Origin of the sequence: Phaeovulum sp. (genome assembly GCF_047638075.1) — a bacterium.
Lineage (GTDB): Bacteria > Pseudomonadota > Alphaproteobacteria > Rhodobacterales > Rhodobacteraceae > UBA6197.
The window spans coordinates 1-13,347 of the sequence record NZ_JBLJBV010000026.1 but is presented as its reverse complement, the minus strand read 5'-3'; the positions used below and the strand labels follow the sequence as shown (position 1 = coordinate 13,347).

12 protein-coding genes, 2 tRNA genes and 3 pseudogenes are annotated in these 13,347 nt (G+C 60.9%); 8 read left to right on the top strand and 9 right to left on the bottom strand.

Features of this window, described 5'->3' with window-relative positions:
* Positions 1-271: 271 nt before the first annotated feature.
* Both ACM62R_RS03935 and ACM62R_RS03930 read left to right on the top strand, forming a co-directional pair.
* Positions 272-487, top strand: a pseudogene (locus ACM62R_RS03935) (transposase); the annotation flags it as partial.
* A 547-nt stretch (positions 488-1,034) separates the two neighbouring features.
* Positions 1,035-1,539 (top strand): annotated as a pseudogene (locus ACM62R_RS03930) (DDE-type integrase/transposase/recombinase); the annotation flags it as partial.
* On the opposite strand, the gene ACM62R_RS03925 reads toward ACM62R_RS03930, so the two are convergent.
* Together ACM62R_RS03925 and ACM62R_RS03920 are read right to left on the bottom strand one after the other, a co-directional pair.
* Positions 1,451-1,969: an Arm DNA-binding domain-containing protein gene (locus ACM62R_RS03925; RefSeq protein WP_415182755.1), complete on the bottom strand. Its 519-nt coding sequence runs from the start codon at positions 1,967-1,969 to the stop codon at positions 1,451-1,453. The pseudogene ACM62R_RS03930 and the gene ACM62R_RS03925 sit on opposite strands and share 89 nt — an antisense overlap.
* 165 nt (positions 1,970-2,134) lie before the next feature.
* Positions 2,135-2,210, bottom strand: a tRNA-Ile gene (locus tag ACM62R_RS03920).
* Positions 2,211-2,342: 132 nt separating this feature from the next.
* Here ACM62R_RS03920 and purM point away from each other — a divergent pair.
* The 3 genes from purM (at position 2,343) to rnd (ending at position 5,258) form a co-directional block, all read left to right on the top strand.
* Positions 2,343-3,416, top strand: coding sequence for a phosphoribosylformylglycinamidine cyclo-ligase (gene purM / locus ACM62R_RS03915; RefSeq protein ID WP_415182754.1), 1,074 nt, complete (start codon positions 2,343-2,345; stop codon positions 3,414-3,416).
* Complete coding sequence (purN, locus tag ACM62R_RS03910) at positions 3,413-4,000, top strand: phosphoribosylglycinamide formyltransferase (protein ID WP_415182753.1); 588 nt, start codon at positions 3,413-3,415, stop codon at positions 3,998-4,000. Before purM ends, purN begins: the two co-directional genes overlap by 4 nt.
* 100 nt (positions 4,001-4,100) lie before the next feature.
* Positions 4,101-5,258 (top strand): ribonuclease D, encoded by a 1,158-nt coding sequence (gene rnd, locus ACM62R_RS03905; RefSeq protein WP_415182752.1) that lies wholly within the window; start codon positions 4,101-4,103, stop codon positions 5,256-5,258.
* Between the two features lie 15 nt (positions 5,259-5,273).
* On the opposite strand, the gene ACM62R_RS03900 is transcribed toward rnd, so the two are convergent.
* Positions 5,274-5,759, bottom strand: coding sequence for a hypothetical protein (locus ACM62R_RS03900; protein WP_415182751.1), 486 nt, complete (start codon positions 5,757-5,759; stop codon positions 5,274-5,276).
* Positions 5,760-5,879: 120 nt separating this feature from the next.
* Between ACM62R_RS03900 and ACM62R_RS03895 the strand changes: the two genes are divergently transcribed.
* Positions 5,880-6,308 carry a SufE family protein gene (locus ACM62R_RS03895; RefSeq protein ID WP_415182750.1) on the top strand — a complete coding sequence of 143 codons (429 nt, stop codon included), beginning with the start codon at positions 5,880-5,882 and terminating at the stop codon, positions 6,306-6,308.
* 44 nt (positions 6,309-6,352) lie between these two features.
* Here the strand turns inward: ACM62R_RS03895 and ACM62R_RS03890 are convergent, their stop codons facing one another.
* The 4 genes from ACM62R_RS03890 to ACM62R_RS03875 all read right to left on the bottom strand — a co-directional run bounded on the left by ACM62R_RS03890 (position 6,353) and on the right by ACM62R_RS03875 (position 10,146).
* Entirely contained in the window at positions 6,353-6,703 is a 351-nt protein-coding gene (locus ACM62R_RS03890; protein WP_415182749.1) for a RidA family protein, read from the bottom strand.
* A gap of 82 nt (positions 6,704-6,785) precedes the next feature.
* Positions 6,786-6,859, bottom strand: a tRNA-Gly gene (locus ACM62R_RS03885).
* Positions 6,860-7,021: 162 nt separating this feature from the next.
* The gene (locus tag ACM62R_RS03880; RefSeq protein WP_415182748.1) at positions 7,022-9,085 is read right to left on the bottom strand and encodes an ASKHA domain-containing protein; all 2,064 of its coding nucleotides are present in this window, start codon (positions 9,083-9,085) and stop codon (positions 7,022-7,024) included.
* Between the two features lie 209 nt (positions 9,086-9,294).
* Complete coding sequence (locus ACM62R_RS03875; RefSeq protein ID WP_415182747.1) at positions 9,295-10,146, bottom strand: AAA family ATPase; 852 nt, start codon at positions 10,144-10,146, stop codon at positions 9,295-9,297.
* A 196-nt stretch (positions 10,147-10,342) separates the two neighbouring features.
* On the opposite strand from ACM62R_RS03875, the gene dksA reads away from it, so the two are divergent.
* The gene (gene dksA / locus ACM62R_RS03870) at positions 10,343-10,765 is read left to right on the top strand and encodes an RNA polymerase-binding protein DksA (protein ID WP_415182756.1); all 423 of its coding nucleotides are present in this window, start codon (positions 10,343-10,345) and stop codon (positions 10,763-10,765) included.
* A gap of 97 nt (positions 10,766-10,862) precedes the next feature.
* Entirely contained in the window at positions 10,863-12,041 is a 1,179-nt protein-coding gene (locus ACM62R_RS03865; RefSeq protein WP_415182746.1) for an FAD-dependent oxidoreductase, read from the top strand.
* A 95-nt stretch (positions 12,042-12,136) separates the two neighbouring features.
* Here ACM62R_RS03865 and xth read toward each other — a convergent pair whose 3' ends face one another.
* Entirely contained in the window at positions 12,137-12,916 is a 780-nt protein-coding gene (xth, locus tag ACM62R_RS03860; protein ID WP_415182745.1) for an exodeoxyribonuclease III, read from the bottom strand.
* 27 nt (positions 12,917-12,943) lie between these two features.
* Positions 12,944-13,347 (bottom strand): annotated as a pseudogene (locus tag ACM62R_RS03855) (hypothetical protein); the annotation flags it as partial.

The window sequence follows — 13,347 nt, the reverse complement described above, 5'->3', positions numbered from 1 at the left end:
GACCCCGAAGTGCTCGCCGCATTCCGTGACATCCGCTGCCATTCCTCCATCGAGGCGAACGAGGCAGCCCTCGACGGCAATGATCGGGACGAGCACATCTTCGCCCTGACCCGGTCGCTGGACCTCTACGACTTCTACCAGACCAAGACCGAGGACTGTGATCGCAAGCTGGAGGCGGCGGTTGCGGCGCTGACCATCAGGGCCATCGGTGATATTCCGGCCTTGCCCAAGGCACGGACCAAACGCAAGCAGGTCAACGCGCCGCTCTTCGATGGGCGTGCCGCCCTCTATGGCGTTTTGGGCACGGGATCTCACCCAGATCCATGGGCTTGGTCCTGCACGGCCGCTGAAGCTGGTCGTCGAATGCGGCACAGACCTGCGGGCCAAGCACGTCACCTCGTGGCTCTGTCTGGCGCCCGGCAATAAGATATCCGGGGGCAAGCTCTTGTCATCGCGCACCCGGCGATCCTCCAGTAGGGCCGCGCCGCTCTTGCGGCTGGCGGCCACGACCATCGGGCGCAGCGATAGGGCTTTGGGGGCCTTCTACCGGCGGCTGTCATCGCGCACCCGGCAAGCAAAAGGCAGTGACCGCGACGGCCCGCATGATTGCAGTCCTGTTCTGTATTCCCCCCGCTTCGGGATGACCTATCAAGATCCAGGCGCCGTAGCCTATGAAGAACGGCACCGAACCCGCGACCTTGCGAACCTCCAGTGTCGCGCCAAGACATTCTGTTTTGAACTTGCTCCCCTTCCCGCACCCGAAGCTGTTTCTCAGGAAGGCCACCCGGTTCTTCGCGCGCCAAAAGCCGTGAAGTTCGCTTTTCTGAACGACTATCGTGGCATCCTTTCCCGGGCACATGCCTGCCGCGTGATGGGGGTCACTGATCCGCGGCCTTCGGGCGTGCAAGCCCTGCCCTGTATCCCATCGTCAGCAACGCGACATGGGGCTTTTGGCGCATATCCGCAATCCATTGGCCCCTTCTCGGTGTGTGAACACGCCAGCCAGGCAACGGGCAGCGCATGTTTGCATGCGCGAGAGGCAGCACAGATTGAGCCAGGGCAGCTATGGCCGGCCAAGGATGACGGAAGAGCTGAACGAGTCGGGCTTGCGCGTCCGGGCATCCGTTGCCCGGCAACGGTTTGCATTGCAAACCGTGAGAGGGGCGGGGTAGGCCGTTTGATGCGGCAAAACGCAATTTGTGCGGTTGGAACCCATAAATTCAGCGTCGAGGAGGGCCAGCAAATGATCCGGGGGGATCATTTGTCCGACGAAGCACCGACAGCGACTACACATTCAACATCGCACCGAGTCTTTTGCAGCAGGATTTTGCCGCGAGCCCGCCCAACCGGAAATGGGCTGATGACATCACCTATATCCGGATGCGAGAAGGCTGGGTCTATCTGGCCGTCACTCTGGACCTGCCTTCCCGCCGGGTCATCGGCTGGGCCATCAGCAGCCGGATGAAGAAGGATTTGGCGATCCGCGCCCTGAACATGGCCATCCATTGCCCGGCAGGCGATGCCTTGCATCACCGAGAGGGGCCCTGCGCAGGCCGCCCGTCGCAACTGCAGCAATTTCATACCTCCGGATGGCCTCTTTCACCATCCTCGACTTTCCGCTTCCGGCGTAGCCCGATACCCATTGCGCTTCTCTGGCATTGAACCACGCGCGGGCTGCATCCTTGAAGGTCTTGTCAGGCGCTGCGGTTGCGCCGTCCTTCAAGGCAGGGTCGACGCCCGCTGCCAGCTTGTCTTTGAGTTCGGCGGCTTTCATGCGAGCCGTCGCAAGGGACACATCAGGGTAAGCGCCGAAAGCAGCGGTGCGCTGTTTCCCTTCAAACCTGTAGTTCATGCGCCATAGCTTTGATCCGCCTGGCGATATTTGCAGGGACAGCCCGCGCGCGTCCGATAGCTTCTGGGCCTTCTCGGCAGGTTTGACGGCACGGCATTGAGCATCTGTAAGGGGCATGATGGCGACTCATTTGTTGGTATCGCCGTGACTATGCCAACAAATCATACCAACAAAAGTTGAGACGCACGGAGACTCATGGAGACGCATGAAGCGCCAGAAAGAAAATAACCCGCTGTTCTTAAGTAGATTACCGTCAATCTAAGACGCATGGAGATGAATTCTTGGTAGGCCCGGAGGGACTCGAACCCCCAACCAAGGCGTTATGAGCGCCCTGCTCTGACCATTGAGCTACGGGCCCGGCCGATGCACTGCGTAAAGAGATTACGCGGCGGGGTCAAGAAACTGCGGTGTCTTTGGTGGTGATGCGTTGCTCCGGGGCGGTGGTTGCGGTAAGGCGCGGAGCAACGAGTTTTCAGGCGGAGATGGCGCAATGGGCACGGGCAACAAGGTGGCAGGCGAAGGTACGGGCAAGACCGGGCTGACCTATGCTGACGCGGGCGTCGACATTGACGCGGGCAACGCCCTGGTCGAGCGAATCAAACCGGTGGCAAAGCGTACGCTGCGCCCCGGCACGATGTCCGGGCTTGGCGGCTTTGGGGCGCTGTTTGACCTGAAGGCCGCGGGCTATTCCGACCCGGTTCTGGTTGCTGCTACCGATGGTGTGGGCACAAAGCTGCGGATAGCGATTGATACCGGAAATGTCGATACGATCGGCATTGATCTGGTGGCGATGTGCGTCAACGATCTGGTGTGCCAGGGTGCCGAGCCGTTGTTCTTTCTGGATTACTTTGCCACCGGCAAGCTGGACGTGGCGCAGGCCACGCGCATCATCAACGGTATTGCTGAAGGCTGCGTCCAGTCGGGCTGTGCGCTGATCGGCGGCGAAACCGCTGAAATGCCGGGCATGTATCACCACGGTGATTTTGACCTTGCCGGTTTTGCCGTTGGCGCGATGGAGCGTGGCGCTGATCTGCCGGCCGGGGTGCAGGCGGGTGACGTGCTGTTGGGGCTTGGCTCGAATGGGGTGCATTCGAACGGCTACAGTTTTGTGCGCAAGGTGGTCGAGCTGTCGGGCCTTGGCTGGGCGGCGCAATCGCCGTTTGGGGGGGGCAGTCTGGGGGCGGCACTGCTGGCGCCAACCCGGCTTTATGTCAAACAGGCGCTGGCGGCGGTGCGTGCGGGTGGTGTGCATGCGCTGGCCCATATCACCGGCGGCGGACTGACGGAAAACCTGCCCCGCGTGCTGCCCGAGGGGTTGGGGGCCACGATCAACCTTGATGCCTGGGCGCTGCCCGGTGTGTTCCGCTGGCTGGCCGAGACCGCCAATATGACGCAGCCGGAACTGTTGAAAACCTTTAACTGCGGCGTTGGCATGATTGCCGTGGTTGCGGCTGACCGTGCCCCGGCGCTTAAGGCACTGCTGGAGGCAGAGGGCGAAACCGTTGCCGAAATTGGCACTGTTATCGACGGGCAGGGGGTCGCCTATACGGGCCGCCTGCTGTGAAGCGTGTTGCCATTCTGATTTCGGGCGGCGGGTCGAACATGCTCCGCCTGGTTGAAAGCATGACCGGCGATCACCCGGCGCGTGCGGTTCTTGTCGCGTCCAATGATGCGGGCGCGGCGGGGCTGGATCATGCGGCACGGTTGGGGGTGCCGACGGCCGCCATCGACCACCGGCCCTTTGGGCGTGACCGCGCGGCGTTTGAGGCCGAACTGCTGAAACCGATCTTGGCGGCCCAACCCGATATCTTGTGTCTTGCGGGCTTCATGCGTGTTTTGACGCCGGATTTCGTCAACCGTTTTGCCGGGCGGATGCTGAATATTCACCCGTCCCTATTACCCAAATACCCCGGCCTTCACACCCATGCGCGCGCATTGGCAGCAAACGATCATGAGGCCGGTTGCACCGTGCATGAGGTAACGCCCGTACTGGACGATGGCCCGGTCCTTGGTCAGGCGCGGGTGCCCATTTTGCCCGAGGATACGGCCGACTCGCTTGCGGCACGGGTTCTGACGCTGGAACACCAGCTATACCCGGCGGTTCTCAGGCGCTTTGCCGCGGGCGAACGGGCGCCCATTTTGCTGTAATTGGCGCGGTTTTTCCGGTGGTTCCTGCTTTCCTTTCGCGTATCGCTCGCCTAAATGGAAAACAGATTGGCGGGATGACCCCGCGCCACGAGAAAGTCATATGCAGACCATTACCACGACCGACGCGCTTGCCCGCTTTTGCGAGGCGGCGAAAGAGCAGCCCTATGTAACCGTCGATACCGAGTTTTTGCGCGAACGAACCTATTGGTCAAAGCTTTGTCTGGTGCAGATGGCGCTTCCGGGAAAGAACGGGCAGGCGGTTCTGGTTGACCCGCTGTCTGATCATATTTCACTGGAACCGATGTATGACCTTTTTCGCCATACCGGCACGGTAAAGGTGTTTCACGCGGCGCGGCAGGATCTGGAGATTTTCTTTGTCGATGCGGGGGTGTTTCCGACGCCGTTGTTTGACACGCAGGTTGCGGCGATGGTTTGCGGCTTTGGTGAACAGGTTGGCTATGAAACGCTGGTCAAAAAGATTGCTCGCGAAAACCTGGACAAGTCATCGCGCTTTACCGACTGGACCCGTCGCCCGCTGACAGAGGCGCAGCTGACCTATGCGGTAGCCGATGTTACCCATTTGCGGGTGATCTACGAATTCCTATCGAAAGAGCTGGTCAAATCAGGTCGCACAAGCTGGGTCGAAGAAGAAGAGGCGGTTCTGCTGAACCCCGAAACCTACATCACGCGCCCCGAAGAAGCCTGGATGAAGGTCAAGACGCGGACATCTTCGGGGCGGTTCATGGCGGTGGTGCGCGAACTGGCGCAGTTCCGCGAGGGCTATGCGCAGGCGCGCAACATCCCGCGTAGCCGCGTCTACAAAGACGATGCGATGATTGAGTTGGCCTCGACAAAGCCGACGACCTATGACGAATTGGGAAAATCTCGGCTATTGCTGCGCGAGGCACGGCGGGGCGATATCGCTGACGGAATCATTAGCGCCGTCAAGACCGCGTTGGAATGCAAGCCCGAAGATCTGCCCAAGCCGAACGAGGGGGCGGAACATCTACAGGTCAATACCGCACTGGCCGATCTTTTGCGTGTTCTTCTGAAATCAAAATCCGAAGCGGAAGGGGTGGCGGCCAAGCTGATCGCCTCGGCTTCCGATCTGGACCATATCGCAGCGGGAAAACGCGACGTTCCGGCGCTGCAAGGTTGGCGTCATGAGGTATTTGGCGCCGATGCAATGCGCTTGGTGCGGGGCGAAATCGCGCTATCCGCACGCGGTGGTGCGGTGCGCGTTGTGCCGGCAGGCTAGCCTGCGCGCATCGCCCTAGCGGCTGATGGTGCGGGCGTTGCCGGCGGCGGTAACGGTGATCCGGGTCACGCCTGCCAGCTTTTGGTTGCCAATAAAAGTGGCCACGCTGACCTCACGCGATTGCGACGTAGAGGTGCGGCTGGCCGCGGCGGTGCCCGGTAGCGGCGCGGCCACGACAAAGGTGAACCCCAGCACACCGTTTTCCGGCAACCCGCCATTGCCGGCGATCAATTCGGCATCCCACCAGCCTTGGGTCTGCGGCAGGCCAACGGCAGTGATTACCGCGCCCCCCTGAACCGGCTTGATTTCCAGGCTTGTGATCTGCGCCACGGGGATGCGGTAATCGTTGGGGCTTTTGGCGTAGCCATCGGCAGGTTCCAGGGTGCTTGCCTGTTCGGTCGATTTCCCGAACCAGTTGAACGGATTCAGGCGGCTATCGCTTATGCCGCATCCGGCCAGAACCAGCGACAGCGTGAGTGCGGCGATGACAGGCGATTTCATAAGACCCCCTTCGGACAATGCCTTTGCGTAGCCCAATCCGCAGGGTTTGAAAAGGCCGCTACTGGACCTTGGGCCGCAGCAACGTTAGGTCTTTGGTCAAAAGCCGGGAAGGAATGCGTTATGGCAACCGAAGCCTTTGAGGAGATCGCTGAAACATTCGAGTTTCTGGACGATTGGGAAGACCGCTACCGCCATGTAATAGAACTGGGCCGGGCGATGCCGCCGCTTGACCCGGTCTTTCAGGTGCCCGCGCTCAAGGTTGAGGGTTGCGCCAGTCAGGTCTGGCTGCGCCCGATGATTGAGGGGGTGGGGCCGGACGCGCGCTTTGACTTTCAAGGCGAATCCGATGCGCTGATCGTGCGCGGGCTGATCGCGGTGCTGCATGCGCTTTATAGCGGGCTGACGGTGGCGCAGGTGGGCCACGTCAATGCAGCTGCGGAATTGGCACGGTTGGGGTTGAACGAACATCTGTCGGCGCAACGCTCGAACGGTGTGCGCTCGATGGTCGAGCGGATCGGGCTTCACGCTGCCGAAGCTGTCAACGCATAATGCTTGGGGGCGGCGCGCGGGGCTGTTCCCGCGCGCATCTTTTGTCAGGCCTGCGCTGCCACGACGATAATTTCGACCTTATAATCCGGTGTCGCCAGCTTTGATTCTCCGGTGGCGCGCGCCGGGCAGTTGCCGGCCGGCACCCACGCATCCCAGACCGTATTCATATCGGCAAAATCAGCCATGTCGGCCATCCAGATCTGCGCAGACAGGATGCGTGTCTTGTCGGATCCGTTTTCTGCTAGCAGCCGCTCGATCTTGGCAAGGACCTGCCGGGTCTGATCGGTTGCGTTGGCACCCGGCTCACCGACCTGGCCTGCCAGATAAAGCGTACCGTTGTGGATTACGACGTCGCTCATCCGGGCGCCGCAGTTAATGCGTTTGATGTCTGACATGGGGGGGCTCCTGCAAGGGGTTCACACAGTTGATAGCCCAGCCCCAAGCTGGGTTCCAGTGCGAATTCCGGCAGTGGCGGGATGGAGCGGGTGAAGGGAATCGAACCCTCGTATTCAGCTTGGGAAGCTGCTGCTCTACCATTGAGCTACACCCGCGTTGGCCCGCAATTATGCCAGCCGAGGCTGAACGTCAAGCGGCTGGTTCTGAAAAACCGCGCAGCCTGCGCTTAACCGCAGCGCACGGACCCTGCCCAACAATGCAAAAAGGTATCCGCGTTTTCAACCAGACCCACTTGCGATAGGTTGTTGGGCCGCCCCTCAGCCGCGCCGTCTGCGGCGCCCGCCACTGTCACCGCCGCTGGCGCCGTTGGTGTTGAAACTGACGTCAGGCAAGGTCACGATCCGGGCCAATTCGGGGAAGGGGTCGGTTGCGTGTGGGATTGCATTCGCGGCCACGAAGTGTTCCTGAAAACGCGGCGCGATTGCGGTTTCGACCTTGGTGATCCGCCGCACCTGAGCCTCGATCGCGGCGCGCGCCGATACCGAGCAAAGCGCCATGCGCGCCCCTGTGCCCGCCGCATTGCCCGCCGAGGTGACCTTTTCCAGCGCCACATCGGGGATCATCCCCAGAACCATTGCGTGTTTTGGGCTGATATGCGCCCCAAAAGCCCCCGCAAGAACCACCCTGTCCACCGTATCAACGCCCATTTCATCCATCAAAAGGCGCGTGCCGGCATAAAGCGCCGATTTCGCCAGTTGGATTGCACGGACATCGCCTTGGGTCACGGTAATGCGCGGCCCGCCTGATTTGCTTTCATCATGGATCAGATAGGCGAAGGTACGCCCCGTGGGTTCCGACCGGGGGGTGCCGGTCTGATCCGGCCCGCCAATCAGGCCCGAGCCGTCCAATAGCCCGGCCATACGCATTTCAGCAACCGCCTCAATAATGCCAGAGCCGCAAATGCCGGTGATACCGGTCTGGGCCGTCGCTGCGGCAAAGCCCGGATCATCTGACCACAGATCGCAGCCGATCACACGAAAGCGCGGCTCTTTTGTAATGGGGTCAATCTCCAGCCGTTCAATCGCACCGGGGGCGGCGCGTTGGCCGGAACTGATCTGTGCGCCCTCAAACGCCGGGCCGGTGGGCGAGGAGCAGGCCAGAACGCGGGTGGAATTGCCCAGGAAAATTTCGGCATTGGTGCCGACATCAACAACCAAGGACAGATCGTCGCGGGCCTCGGGCGCCTCGGAAAGGGCAACGGCGGCGGCATCGGCACCGACGTGCCCCGCGATCAGCGGCAGAATATAGCCGCGCGCCGAGGGGTTCAGCGCGGTCATCCCCACCTCTGAGCAGGCCAGATGGATACTGTCGGAGGTGGCCAGCGCAAAGGGTGCCTGACCCAGTTCCACCGGGTCGATCCCCAGCAATAGGTGATGCATGACCGGGTTGCAGACGATCACCGCCTCGACAATGTCGTGGGCGGTGATACCACCTTCAATCGTCAGCACCTCGGCCAGCGTATTCAACGCATCGCGCACCGCGGCGGTCATTTCCAGATCGCCGCCGGGGTTCATCATTACATAGGAAACCCGGCTCATCAGGTCTTCGCCAAAGCGGATCTGCGGGTTCATCAAACCCGAAGAGGCCAGAACCCGGCCATCCGTCAGGTCTACCAGATGCCCCGCGATGGTGGTCGATCCAAGGTCGATCGCCAGCCCGTAAAGCGGCGCATCGCGAAAGCCGGGCCACAGATCCAACAGGCGTGTCGTGCCGGTGTGATCCTTGTGGAGTGCAGCGGTAACCTTGAACTGGCCCTTGCGAAGCGTTTTTTGAAGCGCACGCAGAACATCAAGATCGGCGGTGATCGAGCCTATTCCCCATTGATTTTTCAAGGCCGTGGACAGGCGTTGGAAATCACCGGTGGGGTCGTGTATGTCCGGTTCAGCGACTTCGACATAGTAAAGCCGGGTGGCGGGATCCATCTTCATGACCCGCTCGGCCGCGGATTTCCGGATCACCTGACGGTGAAGCTGGCTTTCGGGTGGCACATCCAAGACGACATCGCCCATGATGCAGGCCTGACAGCCCAGCCGTCGCCCCGGTTTCAACCCACGCACCCGGTCATAGCGTTCTTCGACCGTGTTTATCGGTGACAGCGCGTCGGGGGCGACGGTCACGGCATGTTTGGCAAATTCGCCATAGCCCGGCGTGATCTGACATTTTGAACAAATGCCGCGCCCACCGCAGACTGAATCGAGGTCTACCCCCAATTGCCTGGCGGCAGTCAGCACCGGGGTGCCAAGGCTCACGCGCCCTCGCTTGCCCGAGGGGGTAAAAATCACCAGCGCGTCTTTGGCGTCAACTTTGGGGGCTTCGGTCATCTGGTCCTCGGGCAAAGGTGGGCGCGCACGCGGGTATGCCTTGTCTTTGTAGGGCTGCTCGATTCGATGGCAATGCCATCCGCGCCGCTTTGTGCGGCAACTGCGGCATGGCACGTCGCTGCAACCCGACGGGGGGCGTTGGCCGGGCCTGCCTCCGGCGGGAGTATTTGGGCCAAACAAAAGCAGCGTTGGGGGAAGATAGCCCCCAATCAGCGCCGGGCGCGCGCCATAAAGGCGAGCCGTTCAAACAAATGCACATCCTGTTCATTTTTCAACAATGCGCCATGTAACTTTGGCAGCAGACTTGCGCCGTCGCGCTTCAAATCTTCGGGGGTAAGGTCTTCGGCCAGAAGCAGTTTGAGCCAGTCGAGAACCTCAGAGGTGGAGGGCTTTTTCTTTAGCCCCGGTGTTTCGCGCAATTCGTAAAACTGGGTCAGGGCGGTGGTCAACAACCCTTCCTTTATGTGGGGGAAATGCACCGCAACAATGGCGCGCATGGTGTCAGGGTCAGGAAAGCGGATGTAGTGGAAAAAGCAGCGGCGCAAGAAAGCGTCTGGCAGTTCCTTTTCGTTGTTGGAGGTAATGATCACTACAGGGCGATGGCGGGCGCGGATGGTTTCGCCGGTCTCGTAGACGTGAAATTCCATTCGGTCGAGTTCTTGTAAAAGGTCGTTGGGGAACTCGATATCGGCTTTGTCGATCTCGTCGATCAGCAGAACGGTTTTTCCCATCGCTTCAAAGGCTTGCCAAAGCTTCCCCTTGCGGATGTAATTCCGCACATCCGAGACCCTTTCACCGCCAAGCCCGGCGCCAAGCTGACTGTCGCGCAGACGCGAAACCGCGTCATATTCATAAAGCCCCTGTTGTGCCTTGGTGGTGGATTTGATGTTCCATTCCACCATCGGCAACCCGAGGCTTGCCGCAACCTGACGCGCCAGTTCGGTTTTTCCGGTGCCAGGCTCACCCTTGACCAGAAGCGGGCGTTCCAATGTTACGGCGGCGTTGACCGCCACCGCCAGATCGTCAGGGACCACATAACTATCGGTGGACTGAAATATCACGGGGGTCTCTCCGAAAGGGGGGCACGATCATAGGTTACCGTTCGAAGGGCGGCCCCGCAAGGCGGCAGGCATCATCCCTGCTGGGCAAAAAGGGGGGAGTGACAACCCTCGTGCCATGCGCTAATGGAGCGCCGAGGAGAGCCTGATGATAGCGAAAGAAATCACAGCGCGGCCTGATTTTGGGGGAGGAGCAGCGATGAAACCCGAAGTATTCCTGCCCGAGAATTATCGGCCTGCCGAAGATGAACCATTCATGAACGACCGACAGCTGGAATATTTCCGCCGAAAGCTGCTGGGGTGGAAACATGAATTGTTGGAACAATCGAACGAAACCCTTGTGGGCCTATCGGAATCTGCACGCAATGTGCCCGACATCGCAGACCGCGCATCGGAAGAAACCGACCGGGCGTTGGAACTGCGCACGCGTGATCGGCAACGCAAGCTCGTCTCGAAAATCGACGCGGCGTTGCGCCGGATCGCCAATGGTGAATTTGGCTATTGCGAAACATCGGGCGAACCGATCAGCCTAAAGCGGTTGGACGCGCGGCCGATTGCAACAATGACGTTGGAGGCGCAGGAGCGCCATGAGCGGCGCGAAAGGGTGCATCGCGACGACTGAGTGCCGCGGACGGCGGTGGCCTATTGATTTGTCACAATGATATTTCGCCACCGAAGCTGCAGGGCCTCGGTGGCGTTTCGCTTTCAAGGAGGGTCCAATGCTGAGCGGACGTAAGGTGACTGTTGTTGGGGCCGGGATTGCGGGTTTGGCAGTGGCGCGGGCGCTGGCAATGCGCGGGGCCGAGGTGACAGTACTGGAACAGGCTGACGCAATCCGCGAGGTGGGGGCCGGGTTGCAGGTTTCGCCAAATGGCGTGCGGGTTTTGCGGGCTTTGGGCCTGGGCGAGGAACTGGCCAAGGCGGGGCCACGCGCTGAATCGGTTGAATTGCTTGACGGTGTCGGCGGGTCGCGGGTGGCACGGTTGGATCTGGGGTTGCTGCGTCCTGAAGATGAGTATCGCTTTATACACCGTGCCAGGCTGATCGAGCTTTTGGCAGATGGTGCGCGCAAGGCAGGTGCCCAGATCCATCTATTACAGAAAATTGACCGTATTGATCTAGGTATGGATCGTCGCCCGCAGGTGTGGACAACCCAAGGAACCCTGTTGGAAGCTGATCTTTTGATTGGTGCAGATGGGCTCCATTCACAGGTGCGTCAGGCCCTGAATGGGACGGTTGCACCCTTTTTCACCCATCAGGTTGCCTGGCGCGCGCTTATCCCTTGCGACCACAATGCCCCCCGGAAGGCGCAAGTGTTCATGGGGCCGGGGCGTCACTTGGTTAGCTATCCTCTGGGCGGCGGATTGCGCAATATAGTCGCCATAGAGGAACGCCGCCGCTGGGTCGAGGAAAGCTGGAACCTGCGCGATGACGCAACAACGCTGCGCGCGGCATTCCGCAATTTTTGCCCCCAGGTGCAGGACTGGCTGGCGCAGGTGAAGGAACCTTGGCTGTGGGGTCTGTTTCGGCATCCGGTGGCGCATCGTTGGCATGGTTCAGGCGCGGTTATTCTGGGCGACGCTGCCCATCCGACGCTGCCGTTTTTGGCGCAGGGCGCGGTCATGGCGTTTGAGGATGCCTGGGTGCTGGCCAAGATGCTGGACACCCATGATAGCGATGATGCTGCATTTGCGGCCTATCAGGCTCTGCGGCAACCGCGCTGCGCTGCCATTGTTGAGGCTGCCAGTCGGAATGCACGCAATTATCACCTAGCCGGTCTAACCCGCCGTGCAGCGCACCTTGGTCTGCGCGCGGCCTCGGTTTTGGCGCCGGGGCGGCTATTGGGGCGCTTCGATTGGGTTTATGGGCATGATGTAACAGACGGCACCGGGGCCTGATTTTTGGGCTTTTTTTGGCTTAAATACTCCCGCCGGAGGCTTTAACCGCAATGTCGGCGCCTCCGGCGGGAGTATTTAAGCCAAAAAAAAGCCACTCAGCAATCAAGTTCGATCCACACCGGAACATGGTCCGATGGTTTTTCGCGGGCGCGGATGTCCTTGTCGATGCCGCTGTCGGTCAGAAGATCGGCGGCCTGCGGGCTAAGCAGAAGGTGGTCGATGCGAATACCGTTGTTCTTTTCCCAGGCGCCGGCCTGATAGTCCCAAAAGCTGTAATGGCCGGGGGCGGGGTGAAGGGTGTGGAACGCTTCGGTAAAGCCCAGATTCAGGATCCGGCGGTAGGCCGCGCGCGAGGCGGGCAGGGCCAGCGCATCGTCGCGCCAGGCCTCGGGGCGGGCGGCATCTTCGTCTTGTGGGATGATGTTGTAATCACCGGCCATGACGACCGGGTCTTCGGTGGCCAGCAGGGCGCGGGCGCGGGCCTGCATCCGGGCCATCCAGGCCAGTTTGTAATCATATTTAGGGCCAGGAACGGGGTTGCCGTTGGGCAGATAGAGCCCGGCCACGCGCACGGCGGTTTTACCGATCACAGTGGCCTCGATCCATCGGGACTGTTCGTCGGTGTCATCGCCGGGCAAGCCGCGGGTCACATCCTCGAGCGGCAGGCGGGACAGGATGGCGACGCCGTTGAAGCCCTTTTGCCCATGTGTTTCAACGTGGTAACCCATGTCTTCAAAGACTTCGCGGGGGAAGGCTTCGTCCACGGATTTGATTTCCTGCAACAGTGCCACATCGGGGGTGGCCTCGGACAGCCAAGCGGGCAAAGCCTCGATTCGGGCCTTGATGCCGTTGATGTTGAAGGTGGCGATTTTCATGAGCGGACCTTTCGTTGCCGGTCCTTTCTAGGCGGCTTCGGCCCCATTGCCAAGCACGCCTGCGGTCAGCCACAGGGCATCCAGCGCGGCCAGTTCGACGGGATCAAAGCGGTCAAGCTGTTCCCAATACCGACCTGAGGGCACATGGTAGCGCAGGGCCGCTTCGCGCGCCAAGGCCGTGTCGGGCGGGGCGTAGGGTGCGGGGGTTCGCGGCAAATTGCCGGGGGCCGCACGGGGTAACAGCAGCCGGCTGGGCGCGTTCGAGAGGTTGACCACCGCGCAGCCTTGGCGTGCGGCGAGGACCCGCAGACGGGCGGATTTCGCCTCAAGCGATTGCAAGGTGATGTCTTGGCGCAGCGGGTCGGCGGTGCCGGTGCCGTAGAAATGTGTCGCGCCGGTTTCGGGGTAGGTCATGTCGCAGCCGAAAAAGG